Here is a 24,389-nt window from a genome sequence, read left to right as displayed (position 1 = left end):
CTCTGCAAGGACGCGTCACGTTCTTCGCACATAGGGAGTTTCTGTCATGCGTGTACTGCTCGTGGGCGCCGGTGGTGTGGGCGGGGCGATCACCCGGATCGCGGCCCGGCGGCCGTTCTTCGAGGCGATGGTGGTGGCGGACTACGACCCGGACCGGGCCGAGGCGGCGGTCGCGGCCCTGGGCGGCGACGCGCGGTTCACCGCGGAGCAGGTGGACGCGGGCGACGAAGCGGCCGTGGCCCGTCTTCTCCAGTGGCACCGCTGCGACGTCCTGCTCAACGCCACCGACCCCCGCTTCGTGATGCCGCTGTTCCGCGCGGCCCGCGCCGCGGGCGCCACCTATCTCGACATGGCGATGTCGCTGTCCCGTCCGCATGCCGAGCGGCCCTACGAGGAGTGCGGGGTCAAGCTCGGCGACGAGCAGTTCACGCAGGCCGCCGACTGGGAGCGGGAGGGGCTGCTGGCCCTCGTCGGGATGGGCGTGGAGCCGGGCCTGTCGGACGTCTTCGCACGGTACGCCGCCGACGAACTCTTCGACGAGATCGAGGAGATCGGCATTCGCGACGGCGCGAACCTGACCGTCGACGGCTACGACTTCGCGCCTTCTTTCAGCATCTGGACCACCATCGAGGAGTGCCTCAACCCGCCGGTCGTCTACGAGACGGGCAAAGGCTGGTTCACCACCGAACCGTTCAGCGAGCCCGAGGTCTTCGACTTCCCCGAGGGCATCGGCCCGGTCGAGTGCGTGAACGTGGAGCACGAGGAGGTCCTGCTCGTCCCGCGCTGGGTCGACGCCCGGCGGGTCACCTTCAAGTACGGCCTGGGCCGGGAGTTCGTCGAGACGCTGAAGACGCTGCATCTGCTGGGTCTGGACCGCACCGACCCGGTGGCCGTGCCCGGGCCGGACGGACCGGTGAAGGTCTCGCCGCGGGACGTGGTCGCCGCATGCCTGCCCGACCCGGCCGGCCTCGGTGAGCGGATGCACGGCAAGACGTGTGCGGGCACCTGGGTGCGCGGCGTGAAGGACGGCGAGCCGCGTGAGGTGTACCTCTACCACGTGGTCGACAACCAGTGGTCGATGGCGGAGTACGGCTCCCAGGCGGTGGTGTGGCAGACGGCGATCAACCCCGTCGTCGCGCTCGAACTCCTCGCCACGGGCGCCTGGTCCGGTGCGGGCGTGCTCGGCCCGGAGGCCTTCCCGGCCCGGCCGTTCCTGGACCTGCTGACCGACTACGGCTCCCCCTGGGGGATGCGGGAGCAGTGAACGACTGTCCGGGAACGCCCTGTTTCAGCGCGCATCGACAGGTCACCCGAAAAGCAGTAAGCAGACGAGAGAGCACGTTTCTACTGCGATGCAGGTGACTTCGATGGACAACTGGCGAGACCACGCTGCCTGTCGGCACGAGGACCCCGAGCTCTTCTTCCCGATCGGCACCTCTGGCCCGGCTCTGTTGCAGACGGAGCAGGCCAAGGCGGTGTGCCGACGGCGCTGCCCGGTGCAGGAGCAGTGTCTGCAATGGGCCCTGGACACGGGTCAGTCCATCGGCGTCTGGGGCGGGACGAGCGAGAACGAACGGCGTGCGCTGAAGCGCCGCACGGCCGCCCGCCGCCGCTCCGGCTGACATCGGCCCGCACCCCTGGGGACCCGGCTGCACCGCAGCGGTCCCCAGGGGTGCGGGCGTCCGGCCGGGGTCAGGCTCGCGGCACGTGTCCGTATCGCGCGTGTCCGTGTCATCGCGCGTGTCCGTGTCATCGCGCTTGTTCGTGTCGCCGCGGAAAGGAGCTGTTCATGAGCGTGCGCGTGCGCCGTGTCTACGATCCCGCCGAGCCGGACGACGGGGTGCGGGTCCTGGTCGACCGGCTGTGGCCGCGCGGACTGGCGAAGGACGCGGCCCGGGTGGACGAGTGGCCGAAGGCGCTCACCCCGTCGACGGAGCTGCGCCGCTGGTATCACGCGGGCGAGGGCTCCTACGAGGAGTTCGCCGAGCGGTACGAGGCGGAGCTCGCCTCCGACGAAGCCGCCGAGGCGCTCGACAGCGTGCGTGATCTGGTCCGTAAGGGCGACGTGACCCTGCTGACCGCGTCGAAGACGCCGGAGCAGAGCCACGCCACCGTGCTGACCCGCCTCCTCGAAGGCTGAGGAGACGGGCCCGCGTTCGTCAGGCGGTCTGCTTCGCCGCCGCCCGGCCCGCCGCCCGGCCCGAGAAGAGGCAGCCGCCGAGGAAGGTGCCCTCCAGCGCGTTGTAGCCGTGGACACCGCCGCCGCCGAAGCCCGCGACCTCGCCGGCCGCGTACAGCCCCTCGACCGGCTTGCCGTCGGTCCCGAGGGCGCGGGAGTCCAGGTCGGTCTGGATGCCGCCGAGGGTCTTGCGGGTGAGGACGTGCAGCTTGACCCCGATCAGCGGGCCGGCCGCCGGGTCGAGGATGCGGTGCGGGGTGGCGACGCGGCCGAGGCGGTCGCCGATGTAGCGGCGGGCGTTGCGGATGCCCTGGACCTGGGCGTCCTTGGCGTAGGGGTTGGCGATCTGCAGGTCGCGGGCCTCGATCTGGCGCTTGATCCCGGCCGCGTCGAGGAGCGGCTTGTCGGTGAGGTCGTTCATCTTCGCGACGAGCTGTTCGACGGTGGACGCGGTCACGAAGTCGGCGCCCTTGCGCAGGAACGCGTCGACCGGCCCGGGCGCGCCCCTGCCGAGGATGCGTTCCTTGAGGAATCCGGCGCGGTCCTTGGCGGTGATGTCGGGGTTCTGCTCGGAGCCCGACAGGGCGAACTCCTTCTCGATGATCTTCTGGGTGAGGATGAACCAGGAGTGGTCGTACCCGGCGATGTCCTCGGTGGTGCGCAGGTGCTCCAGGGTGCCGAGGGTGTCGTAGCCGGGCAGGCAGGGCCCGGGCAGGCGGCGGCCGAGGGCGTCGAACCACATGGAGGACGGTCCGGGCAGGATGCGGATGCCATGGCCGGGCCAGATCGGGTCCCAGTTCCGCAGGCCCTCGGTGTAGTGCCACATGCGGTCGCGGTTGACCAGCCGGACGCCCGCGGCCGCGCTGATGTCGAGCATCCGCCCGTCGACGTAGGCGGGGACGCCGGTGACCATTTCGCGGGGCGGGGTGCCGAGGCGCTCGGGCCAGTGGCGGCGGACGATGTCGTGATTCGCGCCGATGCCGCCGCTGGTGACGACGACGGCCTGGGCGGTGAGTTCGAACTCGCCGATCGCGTCGCGGCTGGAGGCGACGCCCCGGGGTGAGGGGTCGTCGGCCAGGACCGTGCCGCGCACGCCCGTGGCGGTGCCGTCCTCGACGACGAGGGCGTCGACGCGGTGCCGGTGGTGGAAGGTGAGCAGGCCGTCGCGGGCGGCCTGCTGGGCGTAGTGCACGAACGGTTCGACGACGCCGGTGCCGGTGCCCCAGGCGATGTGGAAGCGGGGCACGGTGTTGCCGTGTCCGTGCGCGGTGAGGTCGCCCCGCTCGGCCCAGCCGACGGTGGGCAGGAACTTGATGTGGTGTCCCTCGAGCCAGGAGCGCTTCTCCCCGGCGGCGAACTCGACGTAGGCGCGGGCCCAGCGCACGGCCCAGGAGTCCTCGTCCTCCAGCCGGTCGAAGCCCGCGCTGCCCCGCCAGTCGCTCCAGGCGAGGTCGAAGGAGTCCTTGATGCCCAGCCGGCGCTGCTCGGGCGAGTCGACGAGGAACAGCCCGCCGAAGGACCAGAAGGCCTGCCCGCCGAGATTGCCGGCGTTCTCCTGGTCCACGAGGGCGACCCGCCGGCCCCTGCTGGTCAGTTCGTGCGCCGCGACCAGGCCGGCGAGGCCCGCTCCGACGACGATGACATCGGCATCCATGGCGACCGTTCCCTTCTTCAGTTCTTCGTGTGATCGAGGGTGCCGCTGCCATCGGTGAGCAGGGCCGTGAGCAGTTGCTTCAGCCAGCCGCGGGCGTGGTCCAGGTCCCGGTCCAGCAGCAGTTGCGTGGTGACGCCGTCGTACGCGGCGACCACGGCGTGGGCCGCGCCGTCCGTGTCCCCCAGGACGGCGGGCAGCGCGGTGTGCCCGCGGGCCCGGCCCAGCCGCTCGGCGATGGCCCGCCGCAGCCGCGCCCGGTGTTCGAGCAGACTGCGCGCCACCTCCGGGTCGCGGGCGGCGTGCACGAGGAAATCCGTCTTCACCAGGAGCCAGTCGCGGTCGAGCAGCAGCACGTCGGTGACGCGGTCGACGGCGGCGGGCACGTCGAGGTCGGGTCCGTCGAGGGCCAGGGCGCCGGAGACCTGCTCGGCGATCAGGTCGGCCCGCTCGCGGTAGAGCGCGAAGAAGAGCTCGTCGAGGCTGGAGAAGTTGGAGTAGAAGGCGCCCCTGCTGTAGCCCGCGGCCTCGCAGACCTCCTCGATCGAGACGTGCCCGAAGCCCTTGGCCGCGAACACGGAGAACGCCGCGTCCAGGAGGTTGGCGCGGGTGTGGACACGGCGCCTGGTCACGCGCCCGGTACTTCCCTCGACAGCCATGCCCGGCCCTCCTTTCGATACGGGACTGTATTGGATACACCGGTGTATCGAAAGGGTGGGGCAGCGGATCTCTCATGGAACAAACTTTCGATTTAGGGGTACGCTGACGGCATGCACCACCTCCAGGGCTCCCTCTTCGACCAGGCCGACGAGCTCCGCCTCGGCTCTTTGGACGGGATCAGCCGTACCCACCTCGGCTTCGGCGCCTGGCTCGACGTGCTGCCCGGTTGGCTCGGCGGCTCGGACGAACTGTTCGAACGACTGGCCGCCGAGGTCCCGTGGCGGGCGGAACGGCGCAAGATGTACGACAGCGTGGTCGACGTCCCCCGCCTGCTCGCGTTCTACGGCGCGGACGACTCGCTGCCGCACCCGGTGCTGGCCGAGGCACGGGACGCGTTGAGCGCCCACTACGGCGAGGAGCTGGGCGAGCCGTTCGCCACCGCCGGGCTGTGCTACTACCGCGACGGCCGGGACAGCGTCGCCTGGCACGGCGACCGGATCGGACGCGGGGCGCGCGAGGACACGATGGTCGCGATCCTCTCGGTCGGAGCACCCCGTGACCTGCTGCTCCGCCCGATGCGAGGCGGCCGGGACACCGTGCGCCGTCCCCTGGGCCACGGCGACCTCGTCGTGATGGGCGGCTCCTGCCAGCGCACCTGGGAGCACTCGATCCCCAAGAGCGCCCGGGCGACGGAACCCCGCATCAGCATCCAGTTCCGTCCGCGCGGCGTGGGCTGAGGGCGGTCCGAACGCCCTGCCGCACGGCGTGCACCGGGCAGGTGAACACCCCCGCCGCCCGGCTCCGTTGCGGCGGACCCGGCGATTCCGTCCGCTGCGGGATCTGCTTTTCTTCTCCCGTCGGGCCGGTACCGGGACCACACGAGGCGGGCGATCATGCGAACGGACGTACAGCAAGTCGCGGACGGCACCTACCTGGTGCACGGGTCGAACACCAACTGGGTGATCCTCACGGAGGGGGACGCCGTCACGCTGGTCGACACCGGCTACCCCGGCGACCGGGACCAGGTCCTCGCCTCGCTCGCGCAGGTGGGCAGTTCCCCGGAGGCGGTGGCGGCCGTGCTGATCACGCACGCGCACAACGACCACCTGGGCAGTGCGGAGTACCTGCGCGCCACGTACGGCAAGCCCGTATATCTGCATGAGGCCGAAGTGCCGCACGCGCGCCGGGAGTTCCTGCACCAGGTGTCCGTCGGCACGGTGCTGCGCAACGGCTGGCGGCCGGGAGTGCTGCCCTGGGCGGTGCACGCGCTGCGCTCGGGCGGCACGACTCCCGTCCCGGTCACCGCGCCGCAGGCCTTCCCGACGGCGGGCGCGCTGGACCTGCCCGGGCGGCCGGTACCGGTGCACACCCCGGGTCACACCGACGGGCACTGCGCCTACCACCTGCCCGGCACCGGGGTGCTGATCTCCGGGGACGCCCTGGTCAGCGGGCACCCCACCTCGCGGGTGGAGGGGCCGCAGCTGCTGCCGGACATGTTCCACCACGAGCGGCCCCGCGCCCTGGCCTCGCTGGACGTCCTGGCGGAGCTGGAGGGCGAACTGCTGCTCCCCGGGCACGGGCCGGTGCACCGCGGGCCGGTGCGCGACGCCGCTCGGCGGGCCCGGGACCTCGCCCTTTAGAGTGAGGCGACGGTCGGCAGCGAGACAAGGACACCGGGCGCATGGCACTGCAGATCAACGCGACCAACCCCGAGCACCCCGCGCTCCTGCTGGAACTGCCGTGGCACCTGCCGCTGGAGGACTGGCCCGAGGAGTACCTCGTCCCGCTGCCCCGCGGCATCTCCCGGCACGTGGTGCGCTACTCCCGCGCCGGTGACGAGGTGATCGCCGTCAAGGAGCTGGCCGAGCGGCCCGCGCTGCGCGAGTACGAGCTGCTGCGCGACCTCGACCGGATCGGCATCCCCGCGGTGGACCCGCTGGCCGTGGTCACCGGCCGCACCGACGCGAGCGGCGCCCCGCTGGAGAGCGTCCTGGTCACCCGGCACCTCGGCGGCTCGATGCCGTACCGCTCGATGTTCGAGACGACCATGCGGCCCGCCACCATGCACCGGCTGATGGACGCGCTCGCCGTGCTGCTGGTGCGCCTGCACCTGGCCGGGTTCGCCTGGGGCGACTGCTCCCTGTCCAACACCCTCTTCCGGCGCGACGCGGGCGCCTACGCCGCGTATCTCGTGGACGCCGAGACCGGTGACCTGCACCCGCAGCTCAGCACCGGGCAGCGGGACTACGACCTCGACCTCGCCCGCGTGAACATCAGCGGGGAACTGCTGGACCTGGAGGCGTCCGGGGCGCTGCACCCGTCCGTGGACCCGATCGAGTTCGGCACGGAGATCTGCGCCCGCTACCGCGGCCTGTGGGACGAGCTGACCCGGGCGTCCGTCTACCCGGCCGGCAAGTACCACTACATAGAACGCCGGATCCGCCGCCTGAACGACCTCGGTTTCGATGTCGCCGAGATGCAGATCGAGCACGCCTCGAACGGCGACACGGTCAGCTTCGTGCCCAAGGTCGTCGACGCCGGCCACCACCAGCGCCAGCTGCTGCGCCTGACCGGTCTCGACACCGAGGAGAACCAGGCCCGGCGGCTGCTGAACGACCTGGAGAGCTGGATGGCGACCCAGGAGGACTACGCGCCCGGCGATCCTCCCCCAAGTTCTCGGCTTCGCTCGAACAGGGGGGACCCCCATGGCGCCCGCCCCGAGGTGCTGGCCCACCGCTGGGTGCGGGAGGTGTTCCGGCCGACCGTGCGGGCCGTGCCGCCCGAACTGCGCGGCGCGATGGAGCCGGCGGAAATCTACCACCAGCTCCTCGAACACCGCTGGTACATGTCCGAGCAGGCCCAGCACGACATCGGCCTCGAGACCGCCGTCGAGGACTACATCGCGAACATCCTGCCCAAGGCGAGCAGGAGCCTTCAGCCGACGGCGGAGTGACGAGCCGGAGCCCTCACGCGTGCGGCACCACCGCCACCGGGCAGTCGGCGTGGTGCAGCATCCCGTGGGCCACCGAGCCGATGCGGGCCCCGACGGCCGTGCGGTGGGCCCGGCGGCCGACGACCATCAGCTGGGCCGTCCCGGCCACCGACAGCAGCACCTGGCTCGCGCTGCCCATCTCCACGTGCTCCTCGACCGGCACGTCGGGGAAGCGTTCCCGCCACGGCCGGACCGCGGCGGCCAGGCTCTTCCTCTCGTACGGCTCCAGTCCCCCGGCCTCGTCGAGGAGCTTCAGCGAGCCCGGGCTGTAGGCGAAGACGGGCGGCAGGTTCCAGGCGCGTACGACCCGCACGGTCGCCCCGCGCGCGGCGGCCGTCTCGAAGGCGAAGCGCAGCGCGTCGGCGCTGTCCTCCGGGTCGCCCTGCTGACCCACGACGACCTCCCGTCCGGCCGCCTCGGACGAGGGCTGATCTCCGGCCCGGACGAGCACCACGGGCCGGGTGGTCGCCGCGATCACCTGCTGGCCGACCGAGCCAAGCAGGAAGCCGACGATGCGACCGTGCCCGCGCGAGCCGAGGACCAGCATCTCGGCGTCCGCCGCGGAGGCGACCAGGGTGTCGGCCACCGGGCCCTCGACGACATCGGTGGTCACCGCGAGGTCCGGATGCCGTTCGGTGACGGTCCCGACGGCCTCGGTCACCGCGCCGTGCACCCACTGGGCCTGGCTGTCCGCGTCCCCGGCGATCCCCGCCTCGATCACCTCCTGGGGGTGGGCCCGCCAAGCGTGCACCACCCGGAGCGCCAGGCCGCGCCGCACGGCCTCCCTCGCCGCCCACGCCAGGGCGGCGAGGCTCTCCTGCGATCCGTCGACCCCTGCGGTGATCGGGCGTGTCATCCGGCTGTCTCCCTCGTCGAAATCACTACGTGCTCATGATCAGTCTTCACTACACTGCCCGCATGTCACTGGAGTGGGAACAGGTAATGGTGGACTCGGCCGACCCCGAGGCCCTGGGCCGCTGGTGGGCCGAAGCACTCGGCTGGGTGGTGGTGAACGACGAACCCGACGAGTTCGAGATCCGTCCCACCGCGGACCGGACGCCGGGACTGCTCTTCACTTCGGTGCCGGAGCCTAAGACGATCAAGAACCGTCTCCACCTCGATTTCCGGCCCGACGACCAGAAGGCCGAAGTGGCGCGGCTGCTGGCGCTCGGTGCGCGGCACGCCGACATCGGGCAGGGCGAGCAGCCGTGGGTGACGCTCGCCGACCCGGAGGGCAACGAGTTCTGCGTGCTGGGCGCCTCCCACAGCTGATCCCCATGTCCGGGCACGGCACCGCGATCGAACATACGATGGGCGAAGGTCGGCGCGGTGCCCCGGGACGCCGTGCCGTGAGTCGACCGCCCGGTGTGGGGGACGCATGGCACAGGCCGCCGATACGGCGCGGACCGTCATCATGACCGTGGACGACGACCCGGGTGTCTCCCGGGCCGTGGCCCGGGACCTGAGGCGGCGCTACGGCGCGTCGTACCGGATCGTGCGGGCGGAGTCCGGCGCGTCCGCGCTGGACGCGCTGCGCGAGCTGAAGCTGCGCGGCGATCTCGTGGCGGTGATCCTCGCCGACTACCGGATGCCGCAGATGAACGGCATCGAGTTCCTCGAACAGGCCCTGGACGTCTACCCGGGCGCGCGGCGCGTGCTGCTGACCGCCTACGCGGACACGAACGCCGCGATCGACGCGATCAACGTCGTCGACCTCGACCACTACCTCCTGAAGCCGTGGGACCCGCCCGAGGAGAAGCTCTACCCGGTCCTCGACGATCTGCTCCAGGCCTGGCGGACCAGTGACTTCCGGCCCGTGCCCAGCACCAAGGTCGTGGGGCACCGGTGGTCGTCGCGCTCCTCGGACGTGCGGGAGTTCCTGGCCCGCAACCAGGTGCCCTACCGCTGGTACTCCTCCGACGAGCCGGAGGGGCGGCGGCTGCTGGCCGCGGCCGGCGAGGACGGGCTGCGGCTGCCGGTGGTGATCACGCCGGACGGGACACCGCTGGTCGAGCCGGAGGCCGTGGACCTCGCCGCCCGGGTCGGTCTGGCGACGACCCCGACGGCCGACTTCTACGACCTGGTCGTCATCGGCGGCGGCCCGGCCGGGCTCGGCGCGGCGGTCTACGGCGCCTCCGAGGGGCTGCGGACCGTGCTGGTGGAGCGGTCCGCGACCGGCGGGCAGGCGGGGCAGAGCTCGCGCATCGAGAACTACCTGGGCTTCCCCGACGGCGTGTCGGGGGCGCAGCTCACCGACCGGGCACGGCGGCAGGCGGCGAAGTTCGGCGCCGAGATCCTCACCGCGCGCGAGGTGACGGCCCTGGAGGTCAACGGCGCCGCGCGGATCGTGCGGTTCTCCGACGGCTCGGCGGTCGCCGCGCACAGCGTGATCCTCGCGACCGGCGTGTCCTATCGGCAGCTGGAGGCGCCCGGCTGCGAGGACCTGACCGGCTGCGGTCTGTACTACGGGTCCGCCCTGACGGAGGCCCCGTCCTGCCAGGACCAGGACGTGTACATCGTCGGCGGCGCCAACTCCGCGGGGCAGGCGGCGATGTATCTGTCCCGGGGCGCCAAGTCGGTGACCCTGCTGGTGCGCGGGGAGTCGCTGTCGGCGTCGATGTCGCACTACCTGATCCAGCAGATCGAGGAGTCTTCCAACATCCAGGTCCGGTCCCGCACGGTCGTCGAGGCCGCGCACGGCGACGGCCGGCTGGAGCGGCTGACCCTGCGGGACGTGGACAGCGGACAGACCGAACAGGTCGACGCGCAGTGGGTGTTCGTGTTCATCGGCGCGGCACCGCTGACCGGTTGGCTGGACGGCACGGTGCTGCGGGACGAGCGTGGGTTCATCCTCGCCGGGCCCGACCTGAGCGCGGACGGCCGTCCGCCGGAGGGCTGGGAGCTGGACCGGCCGCCGTACCACCTGGAGACCAATGTGCCCGGCGTGTTCGTGGCGGGTGACGCCCGCTCCGAGTCCGCGAAGCGGGTCGCGTCCGCCGTCGGAGAGGGAGCCATGGCCGTGATGCTCGTCCACCGGTATCTGGAGCAGTCGTGAGCGGGCAGGCGGCACCCTGCGACCCGCATGAGATCGGGGCGCTGTTCCTGTTCGAGAAGCTCACGCCCGAGCAGCTCGGCAGGCTGTGCAGCGAGGGGCGGGTGGAGCGCTTCGAGCCCGGCCCGGTGTACACCGAGGGCGAGCCCGCCACCTGCTTCTACGTGATGCTCGAGGGCTCGGTGGTGCTGTACCGCCGGGTCGGCGGGGACGACGTGGAGGTGACCCGGACCTCCCAGCGGGGGGTGTACGCGGGGTCCATGCAGGCGTACCTGGGCGACCGGGTGCGGCAGGTCTACAACAACTCCATGCGCGTCACGGAGCCGACGCGGTTCTTCGTGCTGCCCGCCGACACCTTCGCGGGGATCATGCAGGAGTGGTTCCCGATGGCGGTGCATCTGCTGGAGGGGCTGTTCTTCGGTTCGAAGAGCACTCAGCGGGCCATCGGGCAGCGTGAACGGCTGCTGGCGCTGGGCTCGTTGTCCGCCGGTCTGACGCACGAGCTGAACAACCCGGCCGCGGCGGCCGTCCGGGCGACCGCGACGCTGCGGGAGCGGGTCGGCAAGATGCGCCACAAGCTGGCGATCATCGCGCAGGGTTCCTACTCCCCCGAGGTCATGGCCAACCTCATCGACATCCAGGAGCGCACGGCCGAACGGGTCGCGAAGGCACCGGTGCTGAGTCCGCTGGAGGCCTCCGACCGGGAGGACGCCGTGACCGACTGGCTGGACGACCAGGGCATCGAGGAGGGCTGGCGGATCGCGCCCACGTTCGTGCAGGCCGGTCTCGACGTGGACTGGCTGGACCAGATCGCGGCGGCGGTGGACGAGGACATCCTGCCGAGCGCGATCGGCTGGCTCAACTACACCGTCGAGACCGAGCTGCTGATGGACGAGATCAACGACTCGACCACCCGCATCTCGCATCTGGTCGACGCGGCGAAGCAGTACTCGCAGCTCGACCGGGCGCCCTTCCAGAATGCCGACGTGCACGAACTCCTCGACTCCACCCTGCTGATGCTGTCGGGCAAGATCGGCAAGCAGATCAAGGTCGTCAAGGACTACGACCGGACGCTGCCGAGGATCCCCGCGTACCCCGCCGAGCTCAACCAGGTGTGGACGAACCTCATCGACAACGCGGTCGCGGCGATGAACAGCGCGGGCGGGGAGGGGACGTTGACCGTGCGGACGGCCCGCCACCACGACCGGCTCCTGGTGGAGTTCCGTGACACGGGCGTCGGAATCCCGGCGGAGGACCGGGGGCGGATCTTCGACCCCTTCTTCACCACCAAGCCGGTGGGTGAGGGGACCGGGCTCGGGCTCGACATCTCCTGGCGGATCGTGGTCAACAAGCACCACGGGAGCATCCAGGTGGAGTCGGAGCCGGGTGACACGCGTTTCCAGGTACTGCTTCCGCTGACAGCGGTGGAGGAGGAGTCTGCATGAGTGGCGAGAACGGCATCGACCCGAGCGTGCCGCCGAGCGGCAGCGGGTGCGCGGAGTGCGATGCGGCCGGGGGGTGGTGGTTCCACCTGCGGCGGTGTGCGCAGTGCGGGCACGTGGGGTGTTGTGACAGTTCACCGGCGAAGCACGCGACGGGGCATTTCCGGGAGACCGGGCATCCCCTGGTGCAGAGCTTCGAGCCGGGTGAGGACTGGTACTGGCACTATGCGACGAACGAGTTGTACGAGGGCGGGCCGGAGCTGGCCGCACCGGTGAGCCACCCGGCCGACCAGCCCGTGCCGGGTCCGGCGGGGCGGGTGCCGGCGGACTGGGCGAAGGTTCTGCGGGCCTAGGAGGTCGGGGCTCGCTGTCCGGCGGTGGCCGCGGGTTGTGTCCGGTTGATCGCGCAGTTCCCCGCGCCCCTGAAGCAAGAAGGTTGGTTCTGTGCAGCAGGCTTCATCGGCCACCCCCGTCGTCGGGCGGGACGCCGAACTCACGCGGCTCTCCGGTGTGCTGGAGCGTGCGCGCGGTGGTGAGGCCCGGGCCGTGCTGATCGCCGGGGACGCCGGCGTCGGCAAGACCCGGGTGCTCGACGAGGTCGGGGGGCAAGCCGCCGCCACCGGCATGACCGTGGTCACCGGGCACTGCGTGGATCTCGGCGACGTCGGGCTGCCGTATCTGCCGTTCACCGAGATGCTCGGGGTGCTGGCCGCCGACGAGCGGTTCGCCGACGCTCTCGCCGCCCATCCCGTGGTCGAGCGGCTGCTGGGGGCCGGATCCGACTCCGTGCGGGACGTGGACGGGCGGTTGCGGCTGTTCGAGGGGATGGCGGGGCTGCTGGCCGAGGTCGCCGAGGTCGCGCCCCTGCTGCTGGTGCTGGAGGACCTGCACTGGGCGGACCAGTCCTCGCGGGACCTGCTGCGCTTCCTGCTCGGCCGGGGCGTGCTGCGGCACCGGCTGGCGGTCTTCGCCTCGTACCGGGCCGACGACCTGCACCGCCGGCATCCCCTGCGGCCGCTGCTCGCGGAGCTGATCCGGCTGCCCCCGGTCGAGCGGCTGGAGCTGCGGCCGCTGGCCGACGCCGACGTGGACCGGCTGGTGCGGGCCCTGGAGCCCGGGCCGCTGCCGGACGCCACGGTGCGCCGGATCGTGGAACGGGCCGAGGGAAACGCCTTCTACGCGGAGGAGTTGCTCGCCGCGACCGACACGGAGTCGGGCGGGGTGCCCAGCGGGCTCGCCGATGTGCTGCTGATCCGTTTCGAGCAGCTGTCCGAGACCGCGCAGCAGGTGCTGCGGACCGCCGCCGTCGCCGGACGCCGGGTGGAGCACGACCTGCTGCGGGAAGCGGTGGGGCTGCCGGAGGCGGAGCTGGAGTCGGCGCTGCGGGAGGCGGTGGGGCGGCAGCTGCTCGTCGCCGGGGACGACGACACCTACTCCTTCCGGCACGCACTCGCCCGCGAGGCCGTCTACGCCGATCTGCTGCCCGGGGAGCGGGCGCGGCTGCACGGCGCGTTCGCGCGGCTGCTCGCCGGGCGCGGGCACCTCGCCGAGAGTGCCGCCGAGCGCGCCCACCACTACCGGGAGAGCCACGACCTCGCCGAGGCGCTGGCCGCGTCCCTGGAGGCCGCCGATCACGCTCAGCGGGTCGGTGCGCCGGCCGAGGAGCAGCGGCATCTCGAAACGGCCCTGGACCTGTGGGCGGCGGTGGATCCCGCGAGCCGGCCGTCCGGCGGGGGCGTCGACCGGGTCACGCTGACGCTGCGGGCGTCGGCGGCCGCAGCGCACGCCGGCCGGCTGCACCGCGCGATCGCCCTCACCCGGTCCGCGCTGGCGGAGCTCGGCCAGGACGCCGACTCCGAACTCGCCGCGCGGGTCCGCTACACCCTCGCCGGGAACCTGCTGAGCGTGGACAGCCTGACGGCGGCGTTCGCCTACAGCAGCGAGGCGCTGGCGATGATCCCGGAGGATCCTCCCTCGCGTACGTGGGTGTGGGCGGCGGCCACGCATGTCCTGGCCGCACGCCATGTCGGGGAGAACGAGACCGCGTTGCGGGTCGCCCGCCGTGCCCTGGGGGTGGCGGAGCAACTGGGGGTGACCGACGCCCAGGCGGACCTGCTGATCTCACTGGCCGTTTTCGACGGGGCCGGGCGGCGCGGCCCGGAGGGCCGTGAGCGGCTGGTCAAGGCCCGTGCCCTGGCCCGGAGTTCGGGCAACGCGCCCGTGGAGCTGCGGGCCCTGTTCAACCTGGCGATGGGCTGTTACGAGTCGGGGGCCCTGTCGGAGTGCGTGCCCTGGCTGACCGAGGGCCTGGACCGGGCCCGGCAGGCCGGGCTGCTGTCCTCGACGTACCCGCTGGAGATGCGGTACCTGCGGCTGCTGGTGCTGCATGTGCTGGGCCGCTGGGACGAGTGCCTGCGCGCGGCGGCGGCCGATCCCGAGGTGCCGCAGGCGGCCGGCGGCTACACCTTCGGTCCCGCGCTGTACGTGGCGTTGGCGCGTGGCGATCTGGGAGCCGCCGACCGGGCACGTGCGCTGCTGGAGGGTCCCTTCGACTGGATGGCCACGCTGGTGGCGGGCATCGTGCTCACCGACGCCGCGGCGCTGCGTGGCGATCCCGAGGACGCGGTGCGGTGGATGCGGTCCACGGTCACGGCCCTGGCCGACGAGGCCGTCCCCCGCCCGGGCGTCACGGTCCGGCTGGCCGCCCTGGCGCTGTCCGCGGTGGCCGACGCGGCCACGGGGCTGCGGCTGACCGGCGACGAGGCGGGGGCCCGCCGCTGGAGCGACACCGCGAGCGAACTGGTGGAACTGGCCCGGGCCGTCGCCACCCACGGCGAGGGCGGCGCACCTCAGGGGCCGGAGGGGCAGGCCTGGCTGGCCCGGGCTGAGGCGGAGTGGATCCGGGCCACGAAGGGGCCGGACGCGGCCGCCTGGTCGGAGGCGGTGAGGGCGTTCGGCTACGGCGACGTCTATGAGCTGGCGCGCTGCCGTGTGCGGTACGCCGAGGCCCTGGTGGCGGCCGGGCGTCGCGAGGAGGCGGCCGCGGAGGCCCGGGCGGTCGTTGAGATCGCCGACGGTCTCGGCGCCACGCCGCTGCGGGAGCAGGTGGACGCGCTGGTGCGGCGCGGCCGGCTGTCGGACGCGCCGGGCGACGACCGGGCCGGCACGCTCACCGCGCGCGAGCAGGACGTGCTGCGGCTGCTCGCCCTCGGCCGCAGCAACCGGCAGATCGGCGAGGAGTTGTTCATCAGCGGCAAGACCGCGAGCGTCCACGTCTCCAACATCCTCGCCAAGCTGGGCGCGTCGAGCCGCGGGGAGGCCGTGGCGATCGCCTACCGCGAGGGCCTGATCACCCCGGAGCCCACGACGTCCGGCTGACGGCTCAGCCGGTCCCGCAGTCGAGGCTCCGGAGGTCGACGGCGTCGGCCATCGCCTTCATGCCCTTGTCGTTGGGGTGCAGATGGTCGCCGCCGTCGAAGGCGGGGAGCATCCGCTGGGGGTCGTCGGGGCTGCGCAGGATCCGGTCGAAGTCGGTGACCCCGTCGAACCCGCCGCTGTCGCGGATGAAGGTGTTGACCCGCTGCCGTACCGCCTCGCCGGCGGGGTCCCACTCCTGCCAGCCCTTGTAGGGCGCGATCGTGGCGCCGACGACGCACTTCCCGGCCGCGTGCGCCCGGTCGATCAGCCGGCGGTACCCGGCGATCAGCCCGGCGCTCGTGGCGCCGGGCTCGGCCTTGATGTCGTTGACGCCCTGGAAGAGGAAGACCGTGCGCACGCCCGGCAGGGACAGGGCGTCCCGCTGCACACGGTTCAGGGCGCTCTCGCCGGGGCCGTCGAAGAGAACCTTGTTCCCGGCGATGCCCGCGTTGGCCACGCCCTTGACCGCGGTGCCGGAGGTGCCGAGCCGACGGGCCAGGTAGTCGGGCCAGCGGCGGTTCCGGTCGATCGTGGAGTGCCAGCCGTCGGTGATGGAGTCGCCGAGCGCGACCACGGCACCCGTCCCCTTGCGGGGGCGCACGGTGACGGCGTCGAGGTAGACGTAGGAGCCGGTCCGCCGCTTCCAGTGCGTCGCGCCCTCCTCCGCGGTGTGGTCGCCGTCGGTGGTGTACGACGTCTGCATCCCCATCCAGTGCCCGGTGAGCGTGTCGCCCGCCCGGGAGACGTACAGGCTGACGGCGAGGGTGCGCCCGGCGGGGACGTGGCCGGGCAGCGGGTCGCTGTAGACGATGCCGCCGGCGGGGACGGTGACGGAGCGGGCGCCGCCGAAGGTCAGGCGCCTGTTGCTGCCGGGGACGAGGGCGGCGCCGTCCCGTTGCAGGCCGGCGTGGACGTTGTCGAACGTCACAGGCTCGTCGCCGAAGGCGTTCGTGAGCCGCACCCTGAGGTCGCTGCCGCCGACGCTGGTGTGCACCATCAGCCGGTAGCCGCGGCCGTCGGCCGCCTCACCGATGTGGCCGGCGGAGGAGGCCCAGGTCACCACGCCGCGCCCGGCTGCCGCCGGGGCGCTGGACGGCGGGTTCGGCCGGTCCGCCTGCGGCACCGTGCCGGTTCCGCAGCCCACTGCGACGCAGCAGGAGAGGGCGGCCAGGGCGGCACGGGGACGTGCGGTGCGGGACATGCGGCGGCGCTCCTTCGGCCGGTCGGTCGGGTGCGGGCGGGGTCGTCCCGGCGTACGCCACCGTAGCGGTGCGGCCGGCGGCACCGCGCAGGTGCCCCTCGACTGGCGTGCCGTCCGTGCCGGTCAGGGCGACTTCGGACGTCGATCCGGTCGATGTCCGGGGCGTAGCCGGAACCGCTGTCGGGATGTGGTCGGCGACGGCCTTCCTGCCGCGCGGGAAGCGGATCGGGTCGGCCTGCCGCCGGGCGTAGCGGTCGAAGCCGGCTTCACCACGCCTGGTCGCGATCGCTCTGCGCGCCGGGCGCCTTGCCCTGATTCGTCCCGGGGCCCGAGAGCCAGGGAGCCCGGCCCACCGAGGGAACCCTGACGCTCCGGCAGCCGTTGTCCGGGCACCGAATCACTCGCGGAGCGGGACAGGGGGGCGCGATGGGCGAGTTGGTTCCCGGAGGGAATCTGGCACTGCCGGGCGGAGCGGTGACGGTCCGGGTGCCCGGGCCGTTCGACGTGTCGGCGCTCGTGACCGACGACGGCGGGCGAGTCCGGGACGACGGCGACTTCGTGTTCTTCAACCAGCCGGCGGCGCCGGGGGCCGTGCTGCGGGGCGACGCGCTCACCGTGGACCCGCCGGGGCTGCGCGCCGGCGCGACCCGGGTGACCGTCGTCGTGAGCCCCGCCGACCCCGAAACCGCCCTCGGCGGCCTGCCCTCCCCCACGCTGCACGTCACCGACGCGAAGAACCGTCCGCTCGCCCGCTTCACCCCGCGGCGCCCCGGCCCGGAGACGGTGCTGCTGCTCGCGGAGCTCTACCGTCGCGGCGACCGCTGGAAGCTGCGCGCCCTGGGCCAGGGGTACGCCGACGGACTGGCGGGACTCGCACGGGACTTCGGCGTCGACGTCGTGGACGACACCTCCCCCACCGCTCCCGTGCCCGCCTCCGTGGCCCCCGGACCGGACGGCTTCCCACCTGCGGCCGGCTCCGTCGCCGATCCCGACGGCTTCCTGCCCTTGGTCAACTCCGCCCGCGCCACGGGTGGTTCGCCACCGCTCTCCTTGGACGGCCGCCTGGTGTCGGCGGCTCGGGTGCACGCCGGCGCCATGGCCGCGGCCGGACGTCTCGGCGTCGAGACGCCCGACGGTGTCTCCGTCTACCAGCGTGTCATCGGCTCCGGGTTCGCCTACCTCGCCGTCGGCGAGCACCTGGTGTCCGGACCGCGCACGGCCGCCGAGTTCGTCGCGTACTGCCTGCGCACGGACGGGCCCCGGCGCACCCTGCACGACCCGGCGTTCACCCACGCCGGACTGGCATATGTGCACGACGGGCCCTCCGGTGACGTCTACTGGACGGCCCTGTGGGCCAGGCCCTTCACCCCGGACGGGCTGGCCGGCACGGCGGCGGCCGTCATCGACCTCACCAACCGGGAGCGCACCCGGCACGGCCTCCCGCCCCTGTCCGCCGACCCGCTGCTCACCACGGCCGCCCAGGCGCACAGCGCGGACATGGTGGCCCGCGCCTTCTACGCGCACACCGCACCGGACGGCGGTCAGCCCTGGGACCGGGCCGCCGCCGCGGGTTCCACCCGGCGTTCCGTCGGCGAGAACATCGCCTGTGGCCAGCGCTCCCCCGCCGACGTCGTGGAGGGCTGGATGAACAGCCCCGGCCACCGGGCCAACATCCTCACACCCGGCTTCACCCACATCGGCGTGGGCTTCGCCGGCGGCGGGCGGGCCGGCACGTACTGGACGCAGCTCTTCGGCGGTTGACGGCCGCCCGCTTCACGACGGGACCTCCTGCGCGATCTTGGCGGAGGGAATCGCTCCGGGCGAGGATGCCGGTATGAAGGGTGACCTCTTTTCCAATGAGCACATGGTGCAGCCGGCCGTGGCGCCGGGCATGGCGGTCGAGAACGCCAAGTGCATCCGATACACGGTGAACGGTGAAATGCTCGCCCGGCAGGGCGCGATGATCTCCTACCGCGGCAACCTCCAGTTCGAACGCAAGGGCCAGGGCGTGGGCGGCATGCTCAAGCGCGCCGTCACCGGCGAGGGGCTGCCGCTGATGGCGGTGCGCGGACAGGGTGAGGCCTGGTTCGCGCACGAGGCGCAGAACTGTTTCATCGTCGACGTCGAGCCCGGCGACGAGTTCACGGTCAACGGCCGCAACGTCCTGTGTTTCGATGCCACGTTGTCGTATCGCATCGCGACCGTGAAGGGCGCGGGCATGACCGGCGGCGGCCTCTTCAACAGCGTCTTCACGGGGCACGGCAAGCTGGGCCTGGTGTGCGAGGGCAATCCGCTCGTCATCCCGGTCTCGCCGCAGTACCCGGTGTACGTCGACACCGACGCGATCGTCGGCTGGACCGCGGGTCTGCAGACCTCGCTGCACCGCTCCCAGTCCATCGGGTCGATGCTGCGCGGCGGCTCCGGCGAGGCCGTGCAACTGCTGCTCCAGGGCGAGGGCTATGTCGTCGTCCGGCCGAGTGAGGCGACACCGCAGAGGGCCGGCCAGCACTGAACACCCATCAGGTGATCTGCGCCTCACAGGCAACCCGGTCCGTCCCGCCGACGTCTTGATCGGCAACAGGTGCTGCCCTGGCCCTTGTGGCCAGGGCAGGTTTTCACCCTTCTATGCACCTCATGTATACGCACTGTGTATACATGAGGTGCATACGGACCGAAAGGCATCGATGTACGGCAAGGCATTCGCCCCGGAGTACCAGGGCGCGCTCACCACTCTGTCCGTCAACTCCTCCCTGACCGACGTCCTGGCCGCCGGTACCGAGCAGTTGAGAGCGGCCGAGCGCGCCGGTCAGCCCGGGGAGGCGGCGCGTTCCGGTCTCGCGGTGGCCGAGGCGCACCGCCGGCTGGGCCGGGTCGAGGACGCGGACCGGGCCTGGAAGGCGAGCTACCGCGCGGCCCGGCAGGCCGGCGACGTCGGGGCGATGGCCTGGGCGCTGTGGAGCGGCGGCACCCTGGCCCGGCAGCGCGGCGCGCTCCGGCTGGCCCGCAGGCTGCTCCAGCTGGCTGCCGACCTCGGCGAACGCGGCGGGGACATCGTCGTCCGCGGTTACTCGCTGGCCGGCCTCGCCGAGACCGGCCGCATCCAGGGCGACTACGAGGCCGTCGGGCGACTGCACGAGCAGTTGCTCGCCGAGGCCCGGCGGCGCGGGGAGGCGCGGCACACGGTGTGGGCGCTGGAGGGCATCGCCCAGATGCACCGCAACACCGGGCGCTACGACACGGCGTACGCGCTGTTCGAGGAGGCCGCCGAGATCGCCGCTCGGGCCGACGACCGGCGCGGTCACGCCTGGGCGCTGCGCGGGCTGGCCGACGTGGTGTCGGTGCGCGACGGGGACACCGAGCGGGCCCTGGAACTGCTGAGCGAGGCGGAGACGGCGTGCCGAGCGATGCGGCTGTCCAGCGCGCTGGCCTACAACCACAAGATGCGCGGCAACGTCCTGTACCGGGCGGGGCGTTACACCGAGGCCCGGGAGCTGTACGAGCAGGCGCTCGCCGAGTTCCGCGAGATGAGCGAGCCGCGCGGGGAGGCCCTGTCGCGGCTGGGACTCGCCAAGTCCCTGGCCCGCCTGGGCCGCGACCGCGCCGAGACGGCGGCCGAACTGGCCGACCTCGCCGGCCTGCTGGAGCGCATCGGCCTCCAGCACGCCCGCCGGATGGTGGCCCGGGCCCACGAGGAACTCGGCATACCGGCCGCCGAGCAGTCGGCGACGGAGGCCGCACGATGACGGCGCCGCCCACGACGATGCAGACGGCACGACGGGGCACCACGACGGCACCGCCCCCGGCAACCGACCGGCCACGACGGCAGGACGCGGTGCAGGAGGCTCCGGCTACGGCACGGCCGACGCGGCAGGACGCGGCGCACGAGGCTTGCGGTGCGGCACGACCGCGGCAGGACGCGGCGCACGGCGCTCCCGCTACGGCACGGCCCACGCCGCAAGACGCGGCGCACGAGGCTTGCGGTGCGGCACGACCGCGGCAGGACGCGGCGCACGGCGCTCCCGCTACGGCACGGCCCACGCCGCAAGACGCGGCGCACGAGGCTTGCGGTGCGGCACGACCGCGGCAGGACGCGGCGCACGGCGCTCCCGCTACGGCACGGCCCACGCCGCAAGACGCGGCGCACGGCGCTCCCGCTGCGGCACGGCCCACGCGGCAGGGTAAGTCTGGCGCCCTCACGGCCGGCTCTCTCGCGGACGGCTCTCTCACCACCGGCGCTCTCGCGACCGGCCCCGGCGTCATCCCCCGTGTCCTCGACCGCTGCCGCGCCCTGGTCCGGCCCGCCCTGGAGGAGGCCGTCGGGCGGCTGCACCCCTGGGTCGGCGAGATGGCCGCCTACTCCTTCGGCTGGTGCGAGGTCGGCGGTGCGCCTGCCGTCGCCTCCGGCGGCAAGGGCGTACGGCAGGCGCTGGCGGTGCTCGGGGCCGAGGCGGCCGGTGCGCCGGAGCGGGCCGGGGTGGCCGCGGCCGTCGCGGTGGAGCTGGTGCACACCTTCTCCCTGCTGCACGACGACATCATGGACGGCGACGGGGACCGGCGAGGCCGCCCGACCGTGTGGAAGGCCTACGGCACGGGGCCCGCGGTGCTCGCGGGCGACGCCCTGTTCGCCCTGGCCGTCGAGACGCTGGCCGCGCAGCCGGGTGGCGCCGAAGCCGTGCGGACCCTGTCCGTGGCGCTGGGCGACCTGGTGCGCGGGCAGGCGGACGACCTGCTGTTCGCCGACCGTCCGTGGACCGGGCCGCAGCGGGTGCGGCCCGACGAGTACCGGGCGATGGCGGAGCACAAGACGGGCGCGCTGCTGGGCTGCGCGGCCGCGCTGGGTGCCGTGCTCGGGGGTGCCGGCCCCGAGACGGTCGCCGCGCTCGACCGGACGGGCCGGCATCTCGGGGTCGCGTTCCAGATCGTCGACGACGTGCTGGGCATCTGGGGTGATCCCCGCGTCACCGGCAAGCCGGTCCACGGCGATCTGCGCGAGGGGAAGAAGACGTTCCCCGTACTGGTGGCGCTCGACTCCCCTGGGGGCGGCCGGATCGCCGACCTCCTGGAGTCGGGGGGCGCACCGGAGACGGCGGCGTCCCTGATCGAGGAGGCCGGCGGACGCTCGGCGGCCCTGGCGGAGGCCCGACGGCACATCACCGCCGTCGAGGCGGCCCTCGCCGACCTGCCGTCGACCACCCGTGCCGCCGACGAACTGCGTTCGCTGCTGGACTACCTGGTGCGGCGCGACGTCTGAGCGACACGAGCGGGTGCGCGACGCCGACGCCGTCACCGCGTTGACCTCGGCCCCACGCGCGCGTCAGGGTTCGACACGGCGCGTTTCGTGATCCCGCGCCGGAAGGATGGCTGCCATGATCGGCATCTCGGACATCGAAGCCGCGGCGGGGCAGATCGCCGGGCACGTCGTGCGCACCCCGACGGTGGACAGCCCGGGGCTGTCGGCGTTGCTCGGTGCCCCGGTCACCGCGAAGCTCGAACTGCTGCAGCGGACCGGTTCGTTCAAGTCGCGAGGGGCCACGGCGAAACTGCTGTCGCTGGGCGAGGCGGAACGGGCCGCGGGCGTGGTGGCGGTCAGCGGCGGCAACCACGGGATCGCCCTCGCGGTCATGGCCGCGGCTCTCGCTGTGAAGGCCACGGTGGTGATGCCGCGCTCGGCGCCCGCCCGTGCCGTGGAGATCGCGGAGGCGGCCGGAGCGTCGGTGCGGCTGACCGATGACATGGACGGCGCTTTCGCGCTCATGACGCGGCTGCAGCAGGAGGGGCTGACCCTGGTCCACCCCTTCGACGACCCGGTGGTGATCGCCGGACAGGGCACGGTCGGGCTGGAGTTCGCCGCCGACGCCGGTGAACTCACGGACGTCCTTGTGAGCATCGGGGGTGGCGGGCTGATCGCCGGCGTCGCCGCGGCGCTGCGTGCCCGCCGGCCCGGGGTGCGGGTGTGGGGCGTGGAGACCGAGGGCGCGCAGGCCATGTCCGAGGCGCTGGCGGCCGGTGGTCCGCTGCCGGTCGCCCTGTCGTCGATCGTCTCCACCCTCAGCGCGCCGTCCGTGTCACAGCTGACGTACGACCATGTCTCCGCCCTGGTCACCGAGGTTCTCGTGGTCCCGGACCGGGAGGCCGTGCGGGGCTCGCTGGATCTGGCCGACCATGCCAAGGTGTGGGCCGAACCGGCGGCCGGCTGCCTGCTGCCCGCCGCCCGGCAGGTCCTGGAGCGGGTCGGCGAGGGGGCCCGGCTCGGCCTGGTGGTGTGCGGGGGCAACGTGACGACGGGCGATCTGTTCGCCTGGTCGCGTCGCTTCGGTCTGGGCTGACGTTCCGGTGGCTCCCGGGGAATCCCGCGCGGAATTCATCGGAGGGCTGCGAGTTCAGACCTTGTACACGTCCGCATTTACCGCCGGTTACCAGCAGGCCGGGCAGGAATTCGCGAATCCGCGGGCGCGGCGGGCCGATTTCTCCGGCCCGCCGCGGTCTCGGCACCGAGGTGAGCCGCCCCCGAGGCGGCGAAAGACCGTTTTTTCTCGCACAGTTGATCCCTTCTCTTGAACAAAAGACAGAAATGAACACGGAGTTGCGATCCGTTTGAACGCAGGGCGCCTCACCCCCCGTACCTCTGGAAAAGGTCAGAGCCAGGTTTCCAGCGAGGGATGGCCATGGGCAGGGCGCACGTCTCCACACACCATTTGGTCGCCGGCCGGTACCGGCTGCAAGAGATCATCCAGCGCGAGACCAACCGCATCTGCTGGTACGCCGAGGACACCGGGGCCGGCGAGATCTCCCGCCCGTGCCTCGTGACCCAGGTCGGGCTTCCGGAGGACCCGGGTGGGGTCGAGCGCCGGGCCGCCGCCCGGCTGCTGCGCACCACCGAGAACATGGCGCTGCTGTGCCCGGGCCGGATCGCCACGGTGGTCGACGCCGTCGAGGAGGCCGGTGCCCTGTGGACCGTGAACGAGTGGATCGACGGCACCCCGCTGGGCGAACTCCTCTCGGAGCAGGGCACGTTCAACTACGTGCGGGCGGCGCGGATCGGCCTGGAGCTGCTCGACGTGCTGGACGCCGCGCACGCCCAGGGCATCACGCACGGCGAGCTCAGTCCCGGCCAGGTGTTCGTGCGCGAGGACCACTCGGTCGTCGTCACCGGCTTCGGCCTGGCCGGCGCGACCCACGCGCCCCGGCTCACGGCACCCGCGTACGCCTCCCCGGAGCAGGCCCGCGACGAGCGCATCGGCCCCGCGGCCGACCTGTGGGCGCTGGGCTCGATCCTGTACACGATGACCGAGGGGCGCCCGCCGTTCCGGGACCGGGGACGCCCGGAGAACACCCTGAAGGGCGTGGACCGGCTGCCGCTGCGCACGCCGGTGCGCGCCGGGCCGCTCACCCAGGCCGTGCAAGGGCTGCTCCGCAAGGACTCACGGGAGCGGCTGACTCGCCAGGTGGTGCGTGAGGCGCTGACCCGGGCACTGAGCGAGGATCCCGAGGCGGCCCTGGCCGCGGCACCGGTGCCGCGGCTGCGCGGCGCCTACGCCGCGATGCGCCCGGGGGGGCCGGCGTGGAGCAGACGGACCATGGTGGTGGGAACGACCCTGGCCGTCGTCACCGTCGCGGTCGCCATCCTCGCCGCGACCCAGGGGCTGCCCGGCACGGACAGCGGCAGCGACGCGGCCGAATCACCGGTCCGGCCCCCGGCCTCCGCCGCCACACCGGGCGAGGGCGCGGGCGGCGACAGCGCCGATCCGACCGCGGCGCCCAGCCCGTCCAAGTCCCCCTCCCCCAACCCCACTTC

Annotated in this window: 21 protein-coding genes; 17 read left to right on the top strand and 4 right to left on the bottom strand. The window is 72.9% G+C overall.

The window, feature by feature from the left end; translation table 11 throughout:
* Positions 1-46: 46 nt before the first annotated feature.
* The 3 genes from K4G64_RS11610 (at position 47) to K4G64_RS11600 (ending at position 2,140) form a co-directional block, all read left to right on the top strand.
* Positions 47-1,264: a saccharopine dehydrogenase family protein gene (locus K4G64_RS11610; protein WP_221755947.1), complete on the top strand. Its 1,218-nt coding sequence runs from the start codon at positions 47-49 to the stop codon at positions 1,262-1,264.
* 103 nt (positions 1,265-1,367) lie between these two features.
* On the top strand, positions 1,368-1,622 hold the full coding sequence (locus tag K4G64_RS11605) for a WhiB family transcriptional regulator (RefSeq protein ID WP_030844076.1): 255 nt from the start codon (positions 1,368-1,370) through the stop codon (positions 1,620-1,622).
* A gap of 167 nt (positions 1,623-1,789) precedes the next feature.
* Positions 1,790-2,140: a DUF488 domain-containing protein gene (locus tag K4G64_RS11600; protein WP_221755946.1), complete on the top strand. Its 351-nt coding sequence runs from the start codon at positions 1,790-1,792 to the stop codon at positions 2,138-2,140.
* A gap of 19 nt (positions 2,141-2,159) precedes the next feature.
* Here K4G64_RS11600 and K4G64_RS11595 read toward each other — a convergent pair whose 3' ends face one another.
* Together K4G64_RS11595 and K4G64_RS11590 are read right to left on the bottom strand one after the other, a co-directional pair.
* Entirely contained in the window at positions 2,160-3,833 is a 1,674-nt protein-coding gene (locus tag K4G64_RS11595; RefSeq protein ID WP_221755945.1) for an FAD-binding dehydrogenase, read from the bottom strand.
* Between the two features lie 17 nt (positions 3,834-3,850).
* Entirely contained in the window at positions 3,851-4,489 is a 639-nt protein-coding gene (locus K4G64_RS11590; RefSeq protein WP_221755944.1) for a TetR/AcrR family transcriptional regulator, read from the bottom strand.
* Between the two features lie 111 nt (positions 4,490-4,600).
* Between K4G64_RS11590 and K4G64_RS11585 the strand changes: the two genes are divergently transcribed.
* The 3 genes from K4G64_RS11585 to K4G64_RS11575 all read left to right on the top strand — a co-directional run bounded on the left by K4G64_RS11585 (position 4,601) and on the right by K4G64_RS11575 (position 7,443).
* Positions 4,601-5,227 carry an alpha-ketoglutarate-dependent dioxygenase AlkB gene (locus K4G64_RS11585; RefSeq protein ID WP_221755943.1) on the top strand — a complete coding sequence of 209 codons (627 nt, stop codon included), beginning with the start codon at positions 4,601-4,603 and terminating at the stop codon, positions 5,225-5,227.
* Between the two features lie 156 nt (positions 5,228-5,383).
* On the top strand, positions 5,384-6,130 hold the full coding sequence (locus K4G64_RS11580) for an MBL fold metallo-hydrolase (RefSeq protein WP_221755942.1): 747 nt from the start codon (positions 5,384-5,386) through the stop codon (positions 6,128-6,130).
* A 41-nt stretch (positions 6,131-6,171) separates the two neighbouring features.
* Complete coding sequence (locus tag K4G64_RS11575; RefSeq protein ID WP_221755941.1) at positions 6,172-7,443, top strand: DUF4032 domain-containing protein; 1,272 nt, start codon at positions 6,172-6,174, stop codon at positions 7,441-7,443.
* A 13-nt stretch (positions 7,444-7,456) separates the two neighbouring features.
* Here the strand turns inward: K4G64_RS11575 and K4G64_RS11570 are convergent, their stop codons facing one another.
* Positions 7,457-8,338 (bottom strand): universal stress protein, encoded by an 882-nt coding sequence (locus K4G64_RS11570; protein ID WP_221755940.1) that lies wholly within the window; start codon positions 8,336-8,338, stop codon positions 7,457-7,459.
* A gap of 62 nt (positions 8,339-8,400) precedes the next feature.
* Between K4G64_RS11570 and K4G64_RS11565 the strand changes: the two genes are divergently transcribed.
* The 5 genes from K4G64_RS11565 (at position 8,401) to K4G64_RS41030 (ending at position 15,354) form a co-directional block, all read left to right on the top strand.
* On the top strand, positions 8,401-8,754 hold the full coding sequence (locus tag K4G64_RS11565) for a VOC family protein (RefSeq protein WP_221755939.1): 354 nt from the start codon (positions 8,401-8,403) through the stop codon (positions 8,752-8,754).
* A gap of 106 nt (positions 8,755-8,860) precedes the next feature.
* Positions 8,861-10,537, top strand: coding sequence for an FAD-dependent oxidoreductase (locus K4G64_RS11560; protein ID WP_221755938.1), 1,677 nt, complete (start codon positions 8,861-8,863; stop codon positions 10,535-10,537).
* Positions 10,534-11,979, top strand: coding sequence for an ATP-binding protein (locus tag K4G64_RS11555; RefSeq protein ID WP_221755937.1), 1,446 nt, complete (start codon positions 10,534-10,536; stop codon positions 11,977-11,979). The genes K4G64_RS11560 and K4G64_RS11555 overlap by 4 nt, the downstream gene beginning before the upstream one ends.
* The gene (locus K4G64_RS11550) at positions 11,976-12,329 is read left to right on the top strand and encodes a UBP-type zinc finger domain-containing protein (protein ID WP_221755936.1); all 354 of its coding nucleotides are present in this window, start codon (positions 11,976-11,978) and stop codon (positions 12,327-12,329) included. The genes K4G64_RS11555 and K4G64_RS11550 overlap by 4 nt, the downstream gene beginning before the upstream one ends.
* 91 nt (positions 12,330-12,420) lie before the next feature.
* Positions 12,421-15,354 carry a helix-turn-helix transcriptional regulator gene (locus tag K4G64_RS41030; protein ID WP_221755935.1) on the top strand — a complete coding sequence of 978 codons (2,934 nt, stop codon included), beginning with the start codon at positions 12,421-12,423 and terminating at the stop codon, positions 15,352-15,354.
* Positions 15,355-15,358: 4 nt separating this feature from the next.
* Here K4G64_RS41030 and K4G64_RS11540 read toward each other — a convergent pair whose 3' ends face one another.
* A complete protein-coding gene (locus K4G64_RS11540) occupies positions 15,359-16,594 on the bottom strand; it encodes an SGNH/GDSL hydrolase family protein (RefSeq protein ID WP_221755934.1) in 1,236 nt (411 codons plus the stop codon).
* Between the two features lie 426 nt (positions 16,595-17,020).
* Here K4G64_RS11540 and K4G64_RS11535 point away from each other — a divergent pair, with 426 nt between their 5' ends.
* The 6 genes from K4G64_RS11535 to K4G64_RS11510 all read left to right on the top strand — a co-directional run.
* Entirely contained in the window at positions 17,021-18,355 is a 1,335-nt protein-coding gene (locus K4G64_RS11535) for a CAP domain-containing protein (RefSeq protein WP_221755933.1), read from the top strand.
* Positions 18,356-18,428: 73 nt separating this feature from the next.
* Entirely contained in the window at positions 18,429-19,106 is a 678-nt protein-coding gene (locus tag K4G64_RS11530) for an AIM24 family protein (protein WP_221755932.1), read from the top strand.
* Between the two features lie 172 nt (positions 19,107-19,278).
* Positions 19,279-20,337 (top strand): tetratricopeptide repeat protein, encoded by a 1,059-nt coding sequence (locus K4G64_RS11525; protein ID WP_221755931.1) that lies wholly within the window; start codon positions 19,279-19,281, stop codon positions 20,335-20,337.
* Positions 20,338-20,939: 602 nt separating this feature from the next.
* Positions 20,940-21,845: a polyprenyl synthetase family protein gene (locus tag K4G64_RS11520; protein WP_260460338.1), complete on the top strand. Its 906-nt coding sequence runs from the start codon at positions 20,940-20,942 to the stop codon at positions 21,843-21,845.
* Between the two features lie 115 nt (positions 21,846-21,960).
* Positions 21,961-22,920 carry a threonine/serine dehydratase gene (locus tag K4G64_RS11515; protein WP_221755930.1) on the top strand — a complete coding sequence of 320 codons (960 nt, stop codon included), beginning with the start codon at positions 21,961-21,963 and terminating at the stop codon, positions 22,918-22,920.
* 339 nt (positions 22,921-23,259) lie between these two features.
* Positions 23,260-24,389: serine/threonine-protein kinase (locus K4G64_RS11510; RefSeq protein ID WP_221755929.1), on the top strand; the 1,130-nt coding region annotated here is incomplete at its 3' end.

This window comes from Streptomyces sp. WAC04114 (assembly GCF_019733245.1).
In the GTDB taxonomy this organism is placed as follows: domain Bacteria; phylum Actinomycetota; class Actinomycetes; order Streptomycetales; family Streptomycetaceae; genus Streptomyces; species Streptomyces massasporeus_A.
Note: the sequence above shows the minus strand (reverse complement) of the source record. Positions and strands in the feature narration are given on the sequence as shown.

Coding starts and splice junctions, on each gene's coding strand:
- K4G64_RS11525 (WP_221755931.1), top strand. CDS start 19,279: ATGTACGGCAAGGCATTCGCCCCGGAGTACCAGGGCGCGCTCACCACT.
- K4G64_RS11535 (WP_221755933.1), top strand. CDS start 17,021: ATGGGCGAGTTGGTTCCCGGAGGGAATCTGGCACTGCCGGGCGGAGCG.
- K4G64_RS11595 (WP_221755945.1), bottom strand. CDS start 3,833: ATGGATGCCGATGTCATCGTCGTCGGAGCGGGCCTCGCCGGCCTGGTC.
- K4G64_RS11570 (WP_221755940.1), bottom strand. CDS start 8,338: ATGACACGCCCGATCACCGCAGGGGTCGACGGATCGCAGGAGAGCCTC.
- K4G64_RS11600 (WP_221755946.1), top strand. CDS start 1,790: ATGAGCGTGCGCGTGCGCCGTGTCTACGATCCCGCCGAGCCGGACGAC.
- K4G64_RS11530 (WP_221755932.1), top strand. CDS start 18,429: ATGAAGGGTGACCTCTTTTCCAATGAGCACATGGTGCAGCCGGCCGTG.
- K4G64_RS11540 (WP_221755934.1), bottom strand. CDS start 16,594: ATGTCCCGCACCGCACGTCCCCGTGCCGCCCTGGCCGCCCTCTCCTGC.
- K4G64_RS11560 (WP_221755938.1), top strand. CDS start 8,861: ATGGCACAGGCCGCCGATACGGCGCGGACCGTCATCATGACCGTGGAC.
- K4G64_RS11565 (WP_221755939.1), top strand. CDS start 8,401: ATGTCACTGGAGTGGGAACAGGTAATGGTGGACTCGGCCGACCCCGAG.
- K4G64_RS11515 (WP_221755930.1), top strand. CDS start 21,961: ATGATCGGCATCTCGGACATCGAAGCCGCGGCGGGGCAGATCGCCGGG.
- K4G64_RS11520 (WP_260460338.1), top strand. CDS start 20,940: ATGGCCGCCTACTCCTTCGGCTGGTGCGAGGTCGGCGGTGCGCCTGCC.
- K4G64_RS11610 (WP_221755947.1), top strand. CDS start 47: ATGCGTGTACTGCTCGTGGGCGCCGGTGGTGTGGGCGGGGCGATCACC.
- K4G64_RS11575 (WP_221755941.1), top strand. CDS start 6,172: ATGGCACTGCAGATCAACGCGACCAACCCCGAGCACCCCGCGCTCCTG.
- K4G64_RS11590 (WP_221755944.1), bottom strand. CDS start 4,489: ATGGCTGTCGAGGGAAGTACCGGGCGCGTGACCAGGCGCCGTGTCCAC.
- K4G64_RS11585 (WP_221755943.1), top strand. CDS start 4,601: ATGCACCACCTCCAGGGCTCCCTCTTCGACCAGGCCGACGAGCTCCGC.
- K4G64_RS11580 (WP_221755942.1), top strand. CDS start 5,384: ATGCGAACGGACGTACAGCAAGTCGCGGACGGCACCTACCTGGTGCAC.
- K4G64_RS11550 (WP_221755936.1), top strand. CDS start 11,976: ATGAGTGGCGAGAACGGCATCGACCCGAGCGTGCCGCCGAGCGGCAGC.
- K4G64_RS11605 (WP_030844076.1), top strand. CDS start 1,368: ATGGACAACTGGCGAGACCACGCTGCCTGTCGGCACGAGGACCCCGAG.